Here is a 16503-nt window from a genome sequence, read left to right on the forward strand (position 1 = left end):
AATACCCGCCATGACCCAGACCGCTTCCGCCCCCGGCAAGATCCCCGTCACCGTGCTGACCGGCTATCTCGGCGCCGGCAAGACCACGCTGCTCAACCGCATCCTCACCGAGGAGCACGGCAAGCGCTACGCCGTGATCGTCAACGAGTTCGGCGAGGTCGGCATCGACAACGACCTGGTGGTCGGCGCGGACGAAGAAGTGTTCGAGATGAACAACGGCTGCGTCTGCTGCACGGTGCGCGGCGACCTGATCCGAGTGCTGTCCGGCCTGATGAAGCGCAAGGGCGGCTTCGACGCCATCGTCGTCGAGACCACGGGCCTGGCCGATCCCGGCCCGGTGGCCCAGACCTTCTTCGTCGACGAAGACGTCAAGGCCCGCACCTATCTCGACTCGGTCACCGCCCTGGTCGACGCCAAGCACATCATGCTGCGGCTGAGCGACTCCAAGGAAGCCGTCGAGCAGATCGCCTTCGCCGACCAGATCGTGCTCAACAAGACCGACCTCGTGGACGAGAACGACCTGCGCCACGTCGAGGCCCGGATCCGCAAGATCAACCCGCTGGCCCCGATCCACCGCGCCCAGCGCTCGAACGTCCCGCTGAGCGCCATCATCGGCAAGCACAGCTTCGACCTGGAGCGGATCACCGAGCTGGAGCCGGACTTCCTCAACCCCGCCCACGGCGAGCCGGGCCACGTGCACGACGAGCACTGCGGCCACGATCATGGTCATCATCACGATCATGACCACGTGCATGACGAGCACTGCGGTCACGACCATGGCCACGACCATCATCATCACGACCACAAGAGCGACATCCACGACGACGGCGTCAAAGGGATCTCCCTGACGCTCGACAAGCCGGTGGACGGCCAAAAGATCACCGTCTGGCTCAACAACCTGCTGGCCGCCAAGGGCGTCGACATCCTGCGCGCCAAGGGCATCATCGACGTGAAGGGCGAGGAGCGCCGCCTGGTGTTCCAGGCCGTGCACATGATCCTGGAAGGCGACTTCCAGCGCCCCTGGACCGACAAGGACAACCGCTACAGCCGCATGGTCTTCATCGGCCGCGACCTCGACGAGGCCGAGCTGAAGAAGGGCTTCGAGGCCTGCGTGGCTTAGTCGCGATCCCTCTCCCCTTGCGGGAGAGGGTGGCCCCACGAAGTGGGGTCGGGTGAGGGGTTGCACGTACAGAAACGCCGCGACAGCTGATCGGCTGTCGCGGCGTTTTGCGTTTGAGAGACCCCTCATCCATCGGCTTTCGCCGACACCTTCTCCCGCAAGGGGAGAAGGAAGAGATCAGCCGGCCGGAGCGCGCTGGATGCTCGGCTCGAGGTTCTTGACGATCTCGCGGGCGTCGTAGGCGCGGGGGTCGCCCGAGGGCTTGGCGCCCTTGTGCAGGACGATCTCGGCGCTGGCCTCGAACTTCTCGATCGTGCGGATCTCGGCGCGGTTGGCGAAGAAGGGGTCGCCCCAGAACGGGTCCCAGGCGCGCCAGCCGCCGTAGCGGGGGCCGTAGTAGCGCCAGGACGGACGCCAGGCGCCGTACGGATAGCCGTAGCCGAAGCCCGGCCGCATGAACGGATCCTCGTCGATCACGGTGCGGGCCGTGCGGTCGGTGCGGCGGTCGGCCGTCTCGAACCAGTCGTAGCCCTGCTGCACGGTCAGTTCGGCGGCGCGGTAGAGCAGGTAGCGCTCGACGGTCTCGCGGCCGGTCAGGCTGTTGCCGGCGAAGGTGACGCGGTAGCGGTCGCCCTCGAGGCGCAGTTCGGAAAAGCCGCCCGAGGCCTTCTGGCCGGGTGCGACGGGCTGGTATGGGGTGGCGGTGGCGCAGGCGCTGAGCGCCGCGGTGACCGCCGCGATCGCGAGCCAGTTGGCCTTCTTGAGGGACATGGCGCGCTCCTTTGCGACGACTCGTTACTCCCGTACCGTAACGGATGGCGCAGCTTTACGGTTTCGCCAAGGCCATCACGTTGCCCGGTTGTAAAAAGGGGCGGCTGGAAGCCCGCTAGCCTCGGGCGACGATCAGGCAGGCCGCGCCGATCAGCAGCGCTCCCACCAGCAGGCCGAAACCCTTGCGGAAGGCCGGTTCGTTCATCCGCGTGGCCAGGGCCGCGCCGCCCAGGCCGTAGGCGCTCATGCTGATCAGGTCCATGCCGATGGTGGCGCAGGCGAACATGATCAGCTGCGGGACCAGCGGCCGGTGGACGTCGATGAACGGCGGCAGCACGCCGGCGAAGAACACCAGGATCTTGGGATTGGCGATCTGCACGGTGAAGCCGTCGCGGAAGGCCGAGCGGCCGCTGGGCGGACGCACCGCCGCCAGGGCCGCGCCCTCGCCGTTGGCCGGCTTCAGGGCGCCGATGATCGACTTGATCCCCAGCCAGACCAGATAGGCCGCGCCGGCCAGGGCCAGCACGTGGAAGGCGGCGGGAAAGGCGGCGATCAGCGCGCCCAGGCCCAGGGCGGCGGCCACGAACCAGCACAGGCTGGCGCTGTTCATCCCCACCACGCCCAGCAGCGCCGCGCCCTTGCCCTTCTCCATGCCGGTGGCGATGGCGAACAGGTTGGCCGGCCCCGGCGTGATGGCCATGACGAACATGGCCGCCAGGAAGGCGCTGTAGCGGGCGGGATCGACGGGCAGGACCATGAGCGGGGCTATAGGCTTTCGTTGGATCTCTTCCCACCCCTATCCGCCCGTCATTCCCGCCCTTGTGGCGGGAACCCCTCTGTCAGCCGCAAGGGCGGATGGGGCGGACTGCTTGGCAGTCCGCTTGCGTTTCACCTGCGAGCGGAGCCAGGGCTTCCCGCCACAAGGGCGGGAATGACGGGAGTTGGGGAGGTCTGCCGTTACATCCCCACCGTAACCGCCACCCAGATCACGCGTCCCAGCGCGCCCAGCAGCAGGACGAAGGTGGTGAAGGCCTGGATGGCGAAGCCGAGGCCGCGCTTCTTGGGATCGGCGGTGTAGCTGAGCGCATAGATGATCCGGCCGAGGATCCAGACGACGCCCGCCGCGGCGGCGAACAGGTCGTTCCAGTAGATGGCGAACAGCCACAGCGACGGCAGGAAGATCGGCAGCCATTCCAAGGTGTTGGCCTGCACCCGCACATGGCGTTCGAGGTCGGGATCGCCGGTCATGGCCGGGGCCTGGATGCCGGTGCGGCGACGCGCGCCGCCCACCCGCAGGATCATCCAGATGTAAGCGATCAGGGCGGCCAGCGTGACGATGGCGACCAGGGCGTGGGTTTGCATGGCGTTGTTTCTCCCCCTTTTGACGCGGCGCAAGGCGGCGCGCGCGGGAGGAGCTTAAGCGTATTCAGGGTTGAAGCTCAAAGCCGAGAGGGCCAAGGCGGAACCGGCCGCCGCGTCCATGCGCTTTCAGCTTCGAAGACACCCGTCCGAACCCTTCTCAGGAAAGGTCTCGCGCATGCTCGTGAATTCCACCGCGATCCGAGCGATCGACTACGAACCCGAACACGGCAAGCTGATCGTCACCTTCATCGACGGCGACGAGTACGTCTATGTCGGGGTGCCCGAACGGGTGACGGCCGCCTTCACGCGGTCGCGCTCGAAGGGACGGTTCTTCCAGCGAATGATCCGGGATCGGTATCCGTACAATCGGATCTGAGGATCCGCATCCCTCTCCGTCGTCATCCCGGAAAGCGCGTAGCGCTTATCCGGGACCCAGGAGGCTGGACGCCGCATTTTGACAGGGCGCCCTCACGGTAGCCGGCGCATCGCGGCGGCCCCTGGGTCCCGGCTCTTCGCTGCGCTTCGGCCGGGATGACCAGTGGGAGGGTTCCTAAACAAGAAAGCCATCGCCGGGTTTCCCGGGCGATGGCTTCTGATGTGTCGGACTGAGGGGCGCTCTTACGCCTCCTCGTCCCCTTCTTCCTCGGCCTCGACCTCTTCGACCTCCACCGGCGCGGCGATGGCGGCGGGCTTGGCCTTCTTGCCGCGACGGGGCGCCGGAGCGTCCTCGACCACGGCCGTCAGCGTCGGAGTCTCGGAGAGCGGGGCGGTCAGGCCCGACAGGGCGCCGCCGTTCAGGCCGACCTCGGCCATCAATTGGTCGAGCAACGGGGCCTGAGCGCGATAGCGCAGGGCGCCGCTGACCACCTGGTCGGCGAGGTTGCCGCCGCCGTTCGAACCACCAGCGCCGGAGTCGTTGGCCGCCCCGCCGGTCGCGCCGTTCAGGCCGTCGACCTGGACGATGCGGATCGAGTCGATGGCCTCCAGCGGCTTGACGGACTCGGCGATGATGCGGTCGAGATTCTCGATCAGCTTGATGCGGATGGCCATGGCCACCTGGTCGGCCGACAGCAGGTTGGCGGCCTTGTTGAGGGCCTCCTGACCCGAGGCGTCGACGGCGTAGCGCACGCGGGCGGCCTCGGCGGCCAGGCGCACGGCCTGGGCCTCGGCCTCGGCGCCGATGCGGGTCTTGTCGGCCGCGCCCTTGGCTTCCTCGCGCAGGGCCTCGGCCCGGTCGGCGGCGGCGGTCTTCTCGGCCTCGGCGGCCACGCGGACGGCGATGGCCTCGCGCTCGGCTTCCTTGGTCGCCTCGATCAGCTCGATGATCTTCTGGCGGTCGGCGGCCTCGCGTTCGCGGACGGTCTTGACCTGCTCCTCGGCGGCGACGGCGTGGGCCAGGGCCTTGTCGGCGTCGGCCTGGGCCTCGGACTGGGCGCGCGACTTCTCGGCGACGGCGATGGCGCGGTCCTGTTCGGACAACTCGATGGCCTTGGCCTTCTCGATGGTCTGGGTCTCGACGGCGCGTTCCTTGGCGATCTCGCGCTCGCCCAGTTCCTGCTCCATGGCGATGCGCTGCTGGGCCACGGCCCGGTCGGCCTCGATCTTGGCGGTCTCGATCTGCTGCTGGGCCGAGATCTTGGCGCCCTCGGCCTCGCGGGCCTTCTCGGCTTCCTTCTGCGAGACCTCGGCGGCCTGGGCGGCGCGGCGGATGGCCAGTTCGCGCTCCTGCTCGAGCTTGGCGTATTCCTCGTCGCGGCTGATCTCCAGCGTGCGGCGCTGGGCCTCCAGGTTCTTGGTGCGGATCTGCACCTGGGTGTCCTGCTCGATGTCGTTGCGCAGCTTCTTGCGCAGCTCGATCTCCTCGGTCAGCCGGGTCAGGCCCTCGGCGTCGAAGGCGTTCGAGGGGTTGAAATATTCCATGGCGGTCTGGTCGAGGCCGGTCAGCGACACGGTCTCCAGCTCCAGGCCGTTCTTCAGCAGGTCTTCCGACGAGACCTGCTGGACCTTCTGGACGAAGTGGGTGCGCTGCTCGTGCAGCTCGGTCATGGTCAGCTCGGCGGCCACCGAGCGCAGGGCGTCGACGAACTTGCCCTCGACCAGATCCTTCAGCTGCTCGGGATGCATGGTGCGCTGGCCCAGGGTCTGGGCGGCGCTGGCGATGGCCTCGGCGCTGGGCTGCACCCGCACGTAGAACTCGGCCAGCACGTCGACGCGCATGCGGTCCTTGGTGATCAGGGCCTGCTCAGCGCTGCGGGCCACGGCCAGGCGCAGGGTGTTCATGTTGACGGGGATGGTCTCGTGGAACACCGGCAGGATCAGCGCCCCGCCGTTCATCACCACCTTCTCGCCGCCGAAGCCGGTGCGGACGAAGGACGTCTCCTTGGAGGCGCGCTTGTAGAGACGGGCCAGGATCAGGCCCAGGATCAGCAGGCCGAGCAGGCTGCCGCCGGCGATGACGCCGATTTCGATCAAGGCAGGCATGTGGGTAACCCCCGAAGTTTGGATAAGCGAAGAAGGGAGGAAGGGAGGAAGGGAGGAAGGAAGGGAGGAAGGGATCAGCGCTCGCGCAGGGCGTCGCTTTCGTTGCGGATGGCCAGGAACCGGGCTCCGGCGTTGCGCACGATGATGACGCTGGTTCCCTGGTCGAAGGTCTCGCCGTCCTCGTCGGGCTCGACCATCACGTAGTGGGCTTGGCCGTGGGCGTCGCGCACCCGGGCCTGGGCCGGCGAGCCGACCTTGGCCTGGCCGGTGACGATGGTCGCCACGCGGCCGACCAGGGTGTCGCGCGAGACGGCGGTGGTCTCGTCGCCGGGCAGGATGCGGGCCAGAAGCCGTCCCAGCACCCGGGTGAAGGGCAGGGCGACCGCGGCGGCCAGAGGGCCGGCGATCCAGATCGGGGCGGGGTGCTTGAACACCCCGGCGATCAGCTGCTGCAGCACCATGCCCACGGTCCCGAAGGCGAACAGGAAGACCACGATGATCATCAACAGCGGCAGCCGGCCGACGTTCAGCCAGCCCAGCAGCGAGGGGTGATCCAGGTCGTGCCCATCGAGGCCGTCATGGCCCAGGCCCGCGCCGAGGCCGGCGGCCTCGACCGCGCCGATCAGTAGCATCAGCAGGAGGGCGGCCAGGAACAGGGTGTTGCCGTCGGCGGCGAGGAAGCTCCACATCGCGGTCAGCCCTCCTGCCTGGCGGCGCGCAGGGCGGCCAGGCGCTCCTCCACCCGGTGGCGGCGGGTCAGGCGTTCCAGCTCCGACAGCTTGGCGCCCTGGGACAGCTCGGCGCCGGTCGGCGGCTTGGGCGCCTTGGCGCGGGCGGCCGACAGGTCGGTCAGGTCCTCGGCCATTTCGCGGCGGGTGGCCTGCAGGGCGGCCAGATAGCCTTCCAGTTCGGCCTGGCGCTGGGCGGCGTCGGCGACGGCGGTCTCCAGCACCGGGACCTGGGCCTCGATGTCCAACTGGTGCTCCAGCGCGGCGCGGACCAGGTCCTCGCGATCCTGCGAGAGGGCCAGTTCGATCTGGGCCGACAGGTCGTCGTGGCGGCTGGACTGCTCGGTCAGGCGCTTGGCGGCGAGATGGCGGGCGGCGATGGCGCGGCCCAACTCGGCGCGCACCTCGTCGACGGCCTGGTCGACCTCGCGCAAAGCTTGTTGGCCGAGCGCGTCGGGCATCACCTCTTCCAGGGCGTCGATCAGGGCGTGGGCTCCGCCGCTGACGATGCGGCCCACCCGGGCGCGAAGGGAATCTGCCATGGGGAACCTCGTCAAACGCTCGCCGGGCGGTCGGCCGCGGCGGTGATCAGGCGCGTCAGCTCGCCCAGGGCGGCGACGCGGCGGGAGACGATCGTGGGATCGTAGGCGGGGGCGCTGGGCGTGACGCCCCAGCGCAGCATCTGTTCGGTCAGACGCGCGGCGGCGTCGACCAGCCGCGCCTCGTGCCGGGCCAGCCGCTCGGGATCGCCGCCGGCCAACTCGGCCGGGGCGGCCAGCAGCACGGCCAGCATCTCCTCGACGGCGGTGGTCAGGGCGACGGCGACGGTGGAATGGCGATCGCTGGCCAGCTCGGCGGCGCGCAGGGCCTTCAGGGCCGGGGCGGCGATGTCGTGGGCCGCGGCCAGGGCGGCCTCCCAGGTCGCCGGCGTCTGGGCGCGCTGGCGGGCCTGGCGGATCAGGCCGCGCACCTTGTCGCTGGCCGTCACGGCCCCCTCCAGTTCGAGACCGGCGAGGAACAGGGCGTCCTCCTCGGACAACCTGACGCTCAGGGGTGTGTTCAGTGCGACCATGGATAGAAACGTGGTGCGTTGTAAGACGTTTGTAAACAGCTGGGCCGTTCAGCCGCAGATTACATTTTCGTCAGATGCTCGCCGCGAGGTTCGCCCCGACGCTTGCAAGGGCCGCGGCGGTCGCCGGATCGGCCGGGAAGAAGGTCTCCAGCGTCAGTTCCGACAGGGTGACGTCCACCGCGTCGCCGAACACCGTGGTCGTGCTGATGAAGGAGAGGGTGGTGTCGCCCAAGCTCAGCCGCAAGGGGACGGCCAGACCGCCGAGATCGGTGGGGCGGCGGTCGTCGGTCGGCGGGGCGGGATAGGCGCCGACCTCGTCCAGCAGGTCGGCCAGCAGGGGATCGACGCCGTGGGCCACCTGCCGGCGCAGGCGCTCGACCAGATGCCGCCGCCACTCTGCCGGGTTGGCGACGCGGCGCATCAGGCCGTCGGGGTGCAAGGCCACGCGCATGATGTTGGGTGGCGGCCCGAGCAGGGCGGGCGGCACGCCGTCCAGCAGCATCAGGGCGGCCGGGTTGGCGGCGACCAGGTTCCAGGCCCGGTCGGCGGCCAGGGCAGGATAGGGCATGTGGGCGGCCAGGATCAGTTCGACGGCCTTGCGGGCGGCTTCGAGGCCGGCGTCGGTCAGGTCGCGTTCGGGATAGACCGGGGCGAAGCCGGCGGCGACCAGCAGGCGGTTACGTTCGCGAAGGGGCGTCTCCAGCCGCTGCGACAGGTTCAGCACCATCTCGCGGCTCGGCTGGGCGCGGCCGGTCTCCAGGAACGACAGGTGCCGGGTCGAGATCTCGGCCTCCAGCGCCAGATCCATCTGGCTCATCCGCCGCCGCTGGCGCCAGGCGCGCAGGTGGTCGCCGAAGGTCTCGGGCATGGGGGGCTCCTTTCGGACGGCGCCAACCCTAGACCGCCCCCGCGCACCTTGCCCATTACCTCCCGCGTAATCGACGGACCGCACGGCGGCGGCGACCCTTTCGGTGTCATCAAAGGAGGGCCAAGCCCATGACCGCCGATCTTTCCTTCGTCCGCCGCGTGCTCGCCGTCGATGCGGTCACCTGTCTCGCCGCCGGCGCCCTGATGGCGGCGGCCGCCGCGCCGCTGTCGCCGCTGCTGGGCTTGCCGCAGGCGCTGCTGTTCTGGGCGGGGGCGTCGCTGTTTCCGGTCGCGGCCCTGTTCGGCTGGATGAGCGGCACGCGTCTCTTGAACGCGGGCCTGGTCTGGCTGGCGATCGCTGGCAACGCCGCCTGGATCGTCGCCAGCCTCGCCGTGCTGGTCCTGTTCCGACCCGCGCCGCTGGGCCTGGCCTTCGTGCTGGCCCAGGTGGGCGCCGTGGCGGTGCTGACGGCGCTGGAGCACGCCGGGTTGAACCGGGGCGCACGGCTGGCGCACGGCGCTTGAGTCGGGGTCTCGTTCGCCCTGGATCAAGTTTTCTGGTCCCGCCGTGGGCGGAAGCCGCGCACGGCGGGGCAAATCCTGGGCGACCCGAACATTTTGAGTGAAATTACAGATGCGGCTCCGGACGCCGGGAACCGGGCGAGGCGATGGTTTCTCCACGAGGTGTCGCCCCTGGGGATAACCGCCGAGGGCGGAAGGTGCGACGGCCTCGAACGAGGACGTCATGTCGAACCAACGGATGCTGTTGGCGGGCTGCTCCGCCGCCGTACTGCTCGCCCTGGCCGGCGCCGCTCACGCGGCCGCGCCGGATCCCGCCGCCGCGCCGGACGCCGTCGACGAGATCGTCGTCAAGGCCCGCGACAAGGCCGGCCTGATCGAGAAGCAGCCGAACAACACCGTGTTCGGCCTCGACAAGCCGCTGATCGAGACGCCGCGCTCGGCCAGCTTCGTCTCCGACCTGACCCTGCAGCGCTACGGCATCGAGACCATCGACGGCCTGACCGCCGTCTCGCCCGGCACCTACACCGCCAGCTTCTACGGCGTGCCCGGCTCGCTGAACATTCGCGGCACCCTGGCCGAGAACTACTTCCGCGGCTTCAAGCGGGTCGAGAACCGCGGCACCTATTCCACCCCGATCGGCGCGGCCGAGCAGATCCAGGTCGTGCGCGGTCCGCCGACCCCGATCTACGGTCCCGGCAAGGTGGGCGGCCTGCTGAACTTCATTCCGAAGTCGGGCAAGAACGAGGGCGGCTATCTTTCCGAGCCCACGGGCGAGGTGACGGCCACCTACGGCAGCTACAACAAGAAGAACGCCACGGCCCAGGTCGGCCTGCCGGTGTCGTTCGGCGACGTGGTCGGCGGCGTCTATCTCTACGGCGAGGCCGAGGACAGCCACAGCTACTACCACGGCATCTATCCCAAGCGTCAGACGGGCGAGATCTCGGCCGACTTCGACCTCGGGAACGGCTGGAGCACCGCCATGGGCGCGATGCTCTACCACTCCGACGGCGACGTGCAGACGGCCGGCTGGAACCGCCTGACCCAGGACCTGATCGACAACGGGACCTACATCACCGGCCGCGACACCAGCCTGACCGACAGCGACGGCAACGGCCGCCTGACGCCGAACGAGATCGGCTACTACCCCTACGCCGCGTCGATGTACCTGGCCTATTACGGCTACCCGACCAGCGACGCCCTGCACACGCTGGACGTCGGGGTGGGCACGACCAAGCTGTCGCCGCGCACGGTCTACGTCTCGGCCGCCGACTTCTCGAAGACCCGCACCAACACCTTCTATTGGGATCTGGCCAAGGATCTCAGCGCCGACAGCTCGATCAAGCTGCAGCTGTTCTACGACGACCTCGAGAACAAGCGCTTCTCGTCCTACGGCTATCCGGCCTGGTTCGACAGCAAGGTCTGGGAAGCCCGCCTGACCTACAACATCGACCACGACTTCCTGGACGGCGCGGTCGAGACCAAGTCGTTCGTCGGCGCCTCCTACCGCGACTTCGACGGCCGCCGCCGCGAAAGCTACAACAGCGGCATGATCGCGCTGGACCGCCGCGATCTCTCCTACGGGGCCACCGCCACCGACATCCTGGGCAGCCCGTTCAACGCCGGCGACGGCGTGGAGTGGGAGAACGACAACTCCAGCCAGTGGAGCGACGTCGGCGTCTTCTTCACCAGCGACATCATGATCGGCGGCAAGCTGAACCTGATGCTGGGCGGCCGCTACGACGACTACGACGTCACCTCCAACGACACCGGCTACCTGTCCTACACCGTGGCGGGCGTGCAGAAGGCGTCGAAGGGCAAGTGGACCTACACCGCCAGCGCCACCTACAAGCTGCCGCTGGGCCTGATGCCCTACATCACCTATGCCGAGACCTCGTCGCTGGAGATGAGCCAGGCGGGCGACATCGCCCCGGGCCTGGTCAACACCGGCACCTGGCTGTCGGACGGGGATCTCGCCGAGACCGGCGTCAAGTTCCAGTGGCTGAACGGCGCCCTGGTCGGCTCGCTGGCCGGCTACCGCCAGAACCGCACCCAGTTGACCGGCATCGCCGGCACGGTGACCGGCACCCGCGCCAAGGGCGTGGAACTGGAGGTGCGCTATCTCGCCAGCGAGCACTTCAGCTTCACCTTCTCGGGCAACAGCCAGCACACTTCGGTCAAGGGTCCGGACACCTCGTTCCAGTACATCCCGGCCTGGGCCGCGGGCGTCTCGGGCGCCAACGGCTTCGGCGGCTCCTACGTGGTGTGGAGCTACAGCAGCGTCGTCGGGACCGGCGACTACGACTACACCCTGATCCCGAAGTCGGTGGTCAGCCTCTACGGCTCCTACACGTCGGACGCCCACGGCTGGGGCAAGGTCGGCGGCACGCTGGGCGTGACGCACGTGACCAAGACCTCGGGCGTGCTGCCGGGCGCGGTGGTCTATCCGGCCTACGCCGTGGCCAACGCCAGCGCCTACTACGAGTACGGTCCGTACACGGCCACGCTCAATGTCGATAACCTGTTCGACAAGCTCTACTTCACCCCCGACGCCGACACCTACGCCAACCTCGGCGCGCTGCCCTCCAAGGGCCGCGAGTGGCGGGTGACCCTGTCCCGAAAGTTCTAGTCCCCTTGCGGCGCGCCCGCTGCAACGGGCGCGTCGTTTCCTTTTTTCCCCCGAAAAGGAGCTTCGCCATGTCGACCTCCCCCTGGCGCGCCTGGCTGATCCTGTCGGTCTTCGCCCTGCTGCTGTTTCTGATCACCGCCTCGACCTTCTCGTCGCTGGGGGTGGTGCTGCCGGCGATGATCAAGGAGCAGGGCTGGGGCTTCGGCCCGGCCTTCACCGGCTTCACCCTGCTGGGGGCGTTCTGCGGCGGCTCGTCGTGGCTGCCGGCCCTCTTGATCCGCAAGCTCGGCGTGCGGCCGACCATCCTGGCCGGCTCGGCGGTGATGGTGGCGGGCTTCACCTGCCTGGCCGCGACGCCGGGGCTCACCGTCTATCTCGTCGGCACGGCGCTGCTGGGCGTCGGCTACCAGATGATGGCCCTGATCCCCGGCACCCACGTGCTGGGCATGCTGTTCAAGAAGCGCGCCCTGCCGTTCGGGATCTATTTCACCGTCGGCTCGCTGGGCGGGGTGGTCGGGCCGTGGATGGCCCTGTCGGGGATGGAGATCGCCGGCGGTGCCTGGCGGCCCTACTGGTGGATGCAGGCGGCCGCCTCGCTGGTCGTCGGCGTGCTGTGCACCGCCCTGGTCGGTGGCAAGGCCTGGCTGGACGCGGCCGCCGCCGAGACCGACAAGGCCGTCGCCGAGGATGTCGAGAACGCGCCGGCCAACACCCGCGTCTACCGCACCGCCGTCGACTGGACTGTGAAAGAGGCCGTCCGCACCCCGCAGTTCTGGGTGATTCTGGCGGCCTATTTCGCCCACCTGCTGGGCGGAGTCACCGCCGTCAGCCTGGCCCCCAGCCACTTCGGCGAGCTGGGCGTGCCGATGACCATCGCCATCTCGGCGATCAGCCTGGAATCCCTGATGCAGGTGGCCGCGCGCCTGGGCGGCGGTCTGGTCGGCGACCGGATCGATCCGCGCTGGCTGCTGGCGGGCGCGCAAGGGGTGATGGCCGTCGGCCTGCTGGCCCTGACCCACGCCACCACCTGGCCGCTGATGATGCTGTTCGCCGTCGGGGTGGGCATCGGCTTTGGCATGACCGTGCTGGCCGTCAGCATCCTGCTGCTCAACTACTACGGCCGGAAGAACAATCTCGAGCTCTTCTCGCTGGTCTGCCTGGCCGGCGCGGCCTCGGCCCTGGGGCCGGCGATCGGCGGCTTCATGCGCGACCAGCTGGGCGGCTTCGCCCCGGCCTTCCAGGTCTTCGCCGCGGTGATCGGCGTGATCTTCGTCGCCGCCCTGTTCATGCGCCCGCCGCGCAAGGCCGCCGAGGCCGAGCCGATCGGCGAGCCGCTTCCCACCCTTTTGCAAGACGCCGCGTAATCAAGGATGTCCGCCATGTTCCACAGCCCTTCCAAGCACAAGGACTTCGGGGTCTTCCTGCCGGTGGCCAACGGCGGCTGGATCATCTCCAAGACCACGCCCACCCTCGACGGCCTCTACCAGAGCAACAAGGCCGCGGCCGTCGCCGCCGACCAGGTCGGCATGGACTTCGTCATGTCGATGGGCAAGTTCCGCGGCTTCGGCGGTGAGACCGACCACTGGGGCACGGCCCTGGAGTCGGTGACGATGATGGCCGGCATCGCCGAGGCCACCAAGAACGTCCGCATCTGGGCCACCATCCACCCGCTGCTGCAGAACCCGGCCGTGGCCGCCAAGATGATCGCCACCCTCGACCACATCAGCGGCGGCCGCGCCGGCCTCAACATCGTGGCCGGCGCCTATCGCGGCGAGTTCGCCCAGATGGGCGCCTGGGACGACGCCCTGACCCACGACGACCGCTATGTCCTGACCGAGGAATGGACCCAGATCGTCAAGCGGCTGTGGAGCGAGGACAGCGTCGATTTCGACGGCCGGTTCTTCACGATGAAGGACTGCCAGTCCAAGCCGAAGCCGCTCAGCCGGCCGCGTCCGGAGCTGGTCTGCGCGGGGATGAGCGACCGGGGCTTCCAGTTCTCGGTGCGCGAGGCCGACGTCTGCTTCATCGGCGGCCGCACGCCCGACGAGCGCCGCGACGCCAGCCGCCGAGCCAAGCTCGCCGCCCAGGGCATGGGCAAGACCATCAAGACCTACGCCATGTGCACCGTCGTCCACGCCGAGAGCGACGCCGGGGCCGAGGCCCTGGTCCAGCGCTACAAGGACGGGGCCGACATGGGCGCGATCCTGGCCATGCTGGAAAGCTGGGGCGTGCCGGCCGAGAAGCTGTCGAGCGTCGCGGCCCAGCAGGGCGCGTTCATGACCCATACCGTGGTCGGCTCGCCCGCCACCTGCGCCGAGCAGATCCAGGCCTTCGTCACCGACTGCGAGCTGGACGGGCTGATGCTGATCTTCCCGGACTATGTGGAAGGCCTGGCGATGTTCGGGGCGGAGATCCTGCCGGGCCTGCGCTCGGTGTTCTCGTGAGCGGCTTTCCGGCCTGGATCGCGCCGGGTCGCACAGCGCTGGCGGTGATCGACATCCAGGTCGACTTCGCCTCGCCGGACGGCCTGCTGGGCCAGTACGGCGTGGACATGGGCATGGCGGCGCCGGCCGTGGATGCGGCGGCGGCTCTGGTCGCGGTCGCGCGGGAAGCCGGCGTGCCGGTGGTGTTCGTCGGCCTGTTCACCTCGCCGAACACCGACAGCCCGTCGTGGAACGAGCGCATGCGCCGTCGCGGCGGCGATCCCGACAGCGAGGCGGCCCTGTGCCGCGCCGGCCAGCCGGGCAGCGCCTTCTACGGACCCCAGCCCGCCGAAGGTGAGCTGGTGGTGGCCAAGACCCGCTACAGCGGCTTCGTCGGCACGGACCTGGACGCCCGGCTCAAGGCCATGGGCGTCGACACCCTGGTCGTCTGCGGCCTGACCACCGAGTGCTGCGTGGCGGCCACCGCCGCCGACGCCTTCGACCTCGACTACCACGTCTTCGTCGCCGCCGACGCCTGCGCGACCTACGAGCCCGACCTGCACGAGGTGGCTCTGAAGACCATGGCGCTGAACACCGCGATCCTCACCGACAGCGTCGAGATCGCCAAAGCCTGGAAGGAGGCCGCGTGATGGCCGACGGGTTCGCCAACATCCCGGGCGTCGCCGCCCCCTACACGGTCACGGAAGCCGACCGCGCCGCCATCGCTGCGGCGATCAGCGAAAGCGAGATCGTCGAACTGGCCCTGACCCTGGGCAATATCCCCGCCCCCTCGGGCAAGGAGCTGGAGGTCGCCAACTACGTCTACGACTGGATGGCGCGCGAGGGCTTCTCGCCGCGCAAGGTGGGGGCGACGCCGGAGCGTCCCAACGTCATCGGCACGCACGGCGGCAAGGGTGTCGGCAAAAACCTGCTGTTCACCGCCCACCTCGACACCGAGGCGCCGACCTGGAACCCGGATCTCGACGCCTACAAGTACAGCCCTTCGACCCTGGCCAATCCCGAGTGGGAGAAGTGCTGGCTGGAGGACGGCAAGCTCTACGGCTATCCGATCGCCAACGACCGCGGGCCGATGGCCTGCTTCCTGATCGCCGCCAAGGCGCTGAAGGCGGCCGGCTACGAGCTGGCCGGCAAGATGTACCTGACCGCCTGCCCCGGCGAGATCGGCCCCGAGCCGATCGAGGAGCATCGCGGCGTCGCCTATATGGGCAAGGACATCGGCGCCCACTACCTGTTCCACCACGGCGGCGTCGCCCCCGACTACGCCATCGCCGCCGAGGGCTGCGACTTCGGCCTGACCTGGGTCGGCTGCGGCTATGCGGTGTTTCGGATCACGGTCTGGGGCGAGGGGGTGTTCACCCCGCTGCTGACCCATCCGGCCACGGCCGCAGAGCACCCCAACCCGCTCTACAAGATCGGCAAACTGACCGAGGCGATCCACGCCTGGAGCGGCGAGTGGGAGAAGGCCAGCCTGTACGAGAGCCCCGGCGGCACGGCCCAGCCGAAGTCGCAGCTGGCCTCGATCCGCGGCGGCATCCCCTACGCCTTCGGGGCGGGGACCGAGCGGGTGAACCTCTATCTGGAAGTGGGCCTCAACCCCCGCCAGCGCGTGGCCGACATCCAGCATTCGCTGGAGGCCATGGCGCGCAAGACGGGGCTGTCGGGGATCGAGATCGAGCCGGTGGTCGTGCGCCACGGCTTCGAGGCCGACGCCGCCGAGGTGGCCCCGCTGGTCGGCGCCGTGGACGTGGCCACCCAGCTGTCGCTGGGCCATCCGGTCGCCAAGGCCGCCCCGGTCTATTCGAGCATGTGGCGCGACCACAACGTCTTCAACATGCACCGCATCCCGGCCATCACCACGGGCTTCGCCCGCTGGCGGCCGACGCCGAAGGACCTGGTGGACAGCGCCCTGGTCTACGCCCTGACGGCCTTGGCCGTCTGCGGCCGGGCCGAGACGGGCGAGGCGGCCAACCGCGCCCCGCCGGTCTATGGCGACAACCCGTTCGGGGGCGAGTGATGGGCGCGGCCCTGGCCAGGGACGCCGATCCCGCCCTGTTCCGCAAGGCCATGGGCGGGTTCGCGGCCGGTGTGACGGTGGTGACCACGGCGCTGGACGGACAGCTGTCGGGCACGACCGTCAGCGCCTTCTCGTCGCTGTCGATGGATCCGCCGCTGGTGCTGGCGTGCCTCAAGCGGCAGAGCCGCACCCTGGCCGCCGTGCGCGAGGCCGGCGTGTTCTGCGTCAACATCCTGGCCGCCGACCAGGGCGAGCTGGCCTACGCCTTCGCCAGGTCGGGCTGCGACGACCGCTTCGCTCTGGCCGCCCTGGAGGCCGGCGCGACCGTCGCCCCGGTGCTGGCCGGCGGCGTGGCGGCGGTCGAGTGCGAACTTCACGCCGCCCACGACGGCGGCGACCACGAGATCCTCGTCGGCCGGGTGGTTTCCGTCCGCATCGACGAGTCCAAGCCGCCGCTCGTCTACGTGCGCGGCCAGTTCCTGAAAGCTTGAGAGAA

The 16503-nt window shown here is 69.3% G+C and carries 17 protein-coding genes; 9 read left to right on the plus strand and 8 right to left on the minus strand.

Annotation, left to right across the window (positions count from 1 at the left end):
- Nucleotides 1–10: 10 nt before the first annotated feature.
- Entirely contained in the window at nt 11–1120 is a 1110-nt protein-coding gene (locus AC07NS_RS07710; RefSeq protein WP_494602573.1) for a CobW family GTP-binding protein, read from the plus strand.
- 177 nt (nt 1121–1297) lie between these two features.
- Here the strand turns inward: AC07NS_RS07710 and AC07NS_RS07715 are convergent, their stop codons facing one another.
- The 3 genes from AC07NS_RS07715 to AC07NS_RS07725 all read right to left on the minus strand — a co-directional run bounded on the left by AC07NS_RS07715 (nt 1298) and on the right by AC07NS_RS07725 (nt 3253).
- The gene (locus AC07NS_RS07715) at nt 1298–1891 is read right to left on the minus strand and encodes a CC0125/CC1285 family lipoprotein (RefSeq protein WP_494602575.1); all 594 of its coding nucleotides are present in this window, start codon (nt 1889–1891) and stop codon (nt 1298–1300) included.
- A gap of 115 nt (nt 1892–2006) precedes the next feature.
- Complete coding sequence (locus tag AC07NS_RS07720; protein ID WP_494602576.1) at nt 2007–2648, minus strand: LysE family translocator; 642 nt, start codon at nt 2646–2648, stop codon at nt 2007–2009.
- Nucleotides 2649–2848: 200 nt separating this feature from the next.
- On the minus strand, nt 2849–3253 hold the full coding sequence (locus AC07NS_RS07725; protein WP_494602577.1) for an MAPEG family protein: 405 nt from the start codon (nt 3251–3253) through the stop codon (nt 2849–2851).
- A 175-nt stretch (nt 3254–3428) separates the two neighbouring features.
- Between AC07NS_RS07725 and AC07NS_RS07730 the strand changes: the two genes are divergently transcribed.
- Nucleotides 3429–3629 carry a KTSC domain-containing protein gene (locus AC07NS_RS07730; RefSeq protein ID WP_110119204.1) on the plus strand — a complete coding sequence of 67 codons (201 nt, stop codon included), beginning with the start codon at nt 3429–3431 and terminating at the stop codon, nt 3627–3629.
- 242 nt (nt 3630–3871) lie between these two features.
- On the opposite strand, the gene AC07NS_RS07735 is transcribed toward AC07NS_RS07730, so the two are convergent.
- From AC07NS_RS07735 to AC07NS_RS07755, 5 genes are all read right to left on the minus strand, one after another.
- Nucleotides 3872–5734 carry a flotillin family protein gene (locus AC07NS_RS07735; protein ID WP_494602579.1) on the minus strand — a complete coding sequence of 621 codons (1863 nt, stop codon included), beginning with the start codon at nt 5732–5734 and terminating at the stop codon, nt 3872–3874.
- Nucleotides 5735–5808: 74 nt separating this feature from the next.
- Nucleotides 5809–6423 carry a YqiJ family protein gene (locus tag AC07NS_RS07740; protein ID WP_494602580.1) on the minus strand — a complete coding sequence of 205 codons (615 nt, stop codon included), beginning with the start codon at nt 6421–6423 and terminating at the stop codon, nt 5809–5811.
- A gap of 5 nt (nt 6424–6428) precedes the next feature.
- Nucleotides 6429–7004, minus strand: a complete 576-nt coding sequence (locus tag AC07NS_RS07745) for a PspA/IM30 family protein (protein ID WP_494602581.1) — start codon at nt 7002–7004, stop codon at nt 6429–6431.
- Between the two features lie 11 nt (nt 7005–7015).
- Nucleotides 7016–7501: a hypothetical protein gene (locus AC07NS_RS07750; protein WP_494602582.1), complete on the minus strand. Its 486-nt coding sequence runs from the start codon at nt 7499–7501 to the stop codon at nt 7016–7018.
- Nucleotides 7502–7604: 103 nt separating this feature from the next.
- A complete protein-coding gene (locus AC07NS_RS07755) occupies nt 7605–8402 on the minus strand; it encodes an MmyB family transcriptional regulator (protein WP_494602584.1) in 798 nt (265 codons plus the stop codon).
- Nucleotides 8403–8530: 128 nt separating this feature from the next.
- On the opposite strand from AC07NS_RS07755, the gene AC07NS_RS07760 reads away from it, so the two are divergent.
- From AC07NS_RS07760 to AC07NS_RS07790, 7 genes are all read left to right on the plus strand, one after another.
- Entirely contained in the window at nt 8531–8926 is a 396-nt protein-coding gene (locus AC07NS_RS07760) for a hypothetical protein (RefSeq protein ID WP_494602585.1), read from the plus strand.
- 220 nt (nt 8927–9146) lie between these two features.
- The gene (locus tag AC07NS_RS07765) at nt 9147–11549 is read left to right on the plus strand and encodes a TonB-dependent siderophore receptor (protein ID WP_494602586.1); all 2403 of its coding nucleotides are present in this window, start codon (nt 9147–9149) and stop codon (nt 11547–11549) included.
- Nucleotides 11550–11617: 68 nt separating this feature from the next.
- Nucleotides 11618–12913 carry an MFS transporter gene (locus AC07NS_RS07770; protein WP_494602587.1) on the plus strand — a complete coding sequence of 432 codons (1296 nt, stop codon included), beginning with the start codon at nt 11618–11620 and terminating at the stop codon, nt 12911–12913.
- 15 nt (nt 12914–12928) lie between these two features.
- The gene (locus AC07NS_RS07775; protein ID WP_494602588.1) at nt 12929–13993 is read left to right on the plus strand and encodes an LLM class flavin-dependent oxidoreductase; all 1065 of its coding nucleotides are present in this window, start codon (nt 12929–12931) and stop codon (nt 13991–13993) included.
- Nucleotides 13990–14622: a cysteine hydrolase family protein gene (locus AC07NS_RS07780; RefSeq protein ID WP_494602589.1), complete on the plus strand. Its 633-nt coding sequence runs from the start codon at nt 13990–13992 to the stop codon at nt 14620–14622. The genes AC07NS_RS07775 and AC07NS_RS07780 overlap by 4 nt, the downstream gene beginning before the upstream one ends.
- Nucleotides 14622–16007 carry a zinc-binding metallopeptidase family protein gene (locus AC07NS_RS07785; protein ID WP_494602590.1) on the plus strand — a complete coding sequence of 462 codons (1386 nt, stop codon included), beginning with the start codon at nt 14622–14624 and terminating at the stop codon, nt 16005–16007. The genes AC07NS_RS07780 and AC07NS_RS07785 overlap by 1 nt, the downstream gene beginning before the upstream one ends.
- A complete protein-coding gene (locus AC07NS_RS07790; protein WP_494602591.1) occupies nt 16007–16498 on the plus strand; it encodes a flavin reductase family protein in 492 nt (163 codons plus the stop codon). The genes AC07NS_RS07785 and AC07NS_RS07790 overlap by 1 nt, the downstream gene beginning before the upstream one ends.
- Nucleotides 16499–16503 lie beyond the last annotated feature (5 nt).

The sequence above is a fragment of the Caulobacter sp. GW821-FHT10A10 genome, from assembly GCF_059415745.1.

Excerpts from the sequence above, each read along its gene's own strand:
- AC07NS_RS07760 (WP_494602585.1), top strand. The coding sequence starts at position 8,531 with ATGACCGCCGATCTTTCCTTCGTCCGCCGCGTGCTCGCCGTCGATGCG.
- AC07NS_RS07740 (WP_494602580.1), bottom strand. The coding sequence starts at position 6,423 with ATGTGGAGCTTCCTCGCCGCCGACGGCAACACCCTGTTCCTGGCCGCC.
- AC07NS_RS07790 (WP_494602591.1), top strand. The coding sequence starts at position 16,007 with ATGGGCGCGGCCCTGGCCAGGGACGCCGATCCCGCCCTGTTCCGCAAG.
- AC07NS_RS07765 (WP_494602586.1), top strand. The coding sequence starts at position 9,147 with ATGTCGAACCAACGGATGCTGTTGGCGGGCTGCTCCGCCGCCGTACTG.
- AC07NS_RS07725 (WP_494602577.1), bottom strand. The coding sequence starts at position 3,253 with ATGCAAACCCACGCCCTGGTCGCCATCGTCACGCTGGCCGCCCTGATC.
- AC07NS_RS07720 (WP_494602576.1), bottom strand. The coding sequence starts at position 2,648 with ATGGTCCTGCCCGTCGATCCCGCCCGCTACAGCGCCTTCCTGGCGGCC.
- AC07NS_RS07775 (WP_494602588.1), top strand. The coding sequence starts at position 12,929 with ATGTTCCACAGCCCTTCCAAGCACAAGGACTTCGGGGTCTTCCTGCCG.
- AC07NS_RS07770 (WP_494602587.1), top strand. The coding sequence starts at position 11,618 with ATGTCGACCTCCCCCTGGCGCGCCTGGCTGATCCTGTCGGTCTTCGCC.
- AC07NS_RS07710 (WP_494602573.1), top strand. The coding sequence starts at position 11 with ATGACCCAGACCGCTTCCGCCCCCGGCAAGATCCCCGTCACCGTGCTG.
- AC07NS_RS07785 (WP_494602590.1), top strand. The coding sequence starts at position 14,622 with ATGGCCGACGGGTTCGCCAACATCCCGGGCGTCGCCGCCCCCTACACG.
- AC07NS_RS07715 (WP_494602575.1), bottom strand. The coding sequence starts at position 1,891 with ATGTCCCTCAAGAAGGCCAACTGGCTCGCGATCGCGGCGGTCACCGCG.
- AC07NS_RS07730 (WP_110119204.1), top strand. The coding sequence starts at position 3,429 with ATGCTCGTGAATTCCACCGCGATCCGAGCGATCGACTACGAACCCGAA.
- AC07NS_RS07735 (WP_494602579.1), bottom strand. The coding sequence starts at position 5,734 with ATGCCTGCCTTGATCGAAATCGGCGTCATCGCCGGCGGCAGCCTGCTC.
- AC07NS_RS07755 (WP_494602584.1), bottom strand. The coding sequence starts at position 8,402 with ATGCCCGAGACCTTCGGCGACCACCTGCGCGCCTGGCGCCAGCGGCGG.
- AC07NS_RS07745 (WP_494602581.1), bottom strand. The coding sequence starts at position 7,004 with ATGGCAGATTCCCTTCGCGCCCGGGTGGGCCGCATCGTCAGCGGCGGA.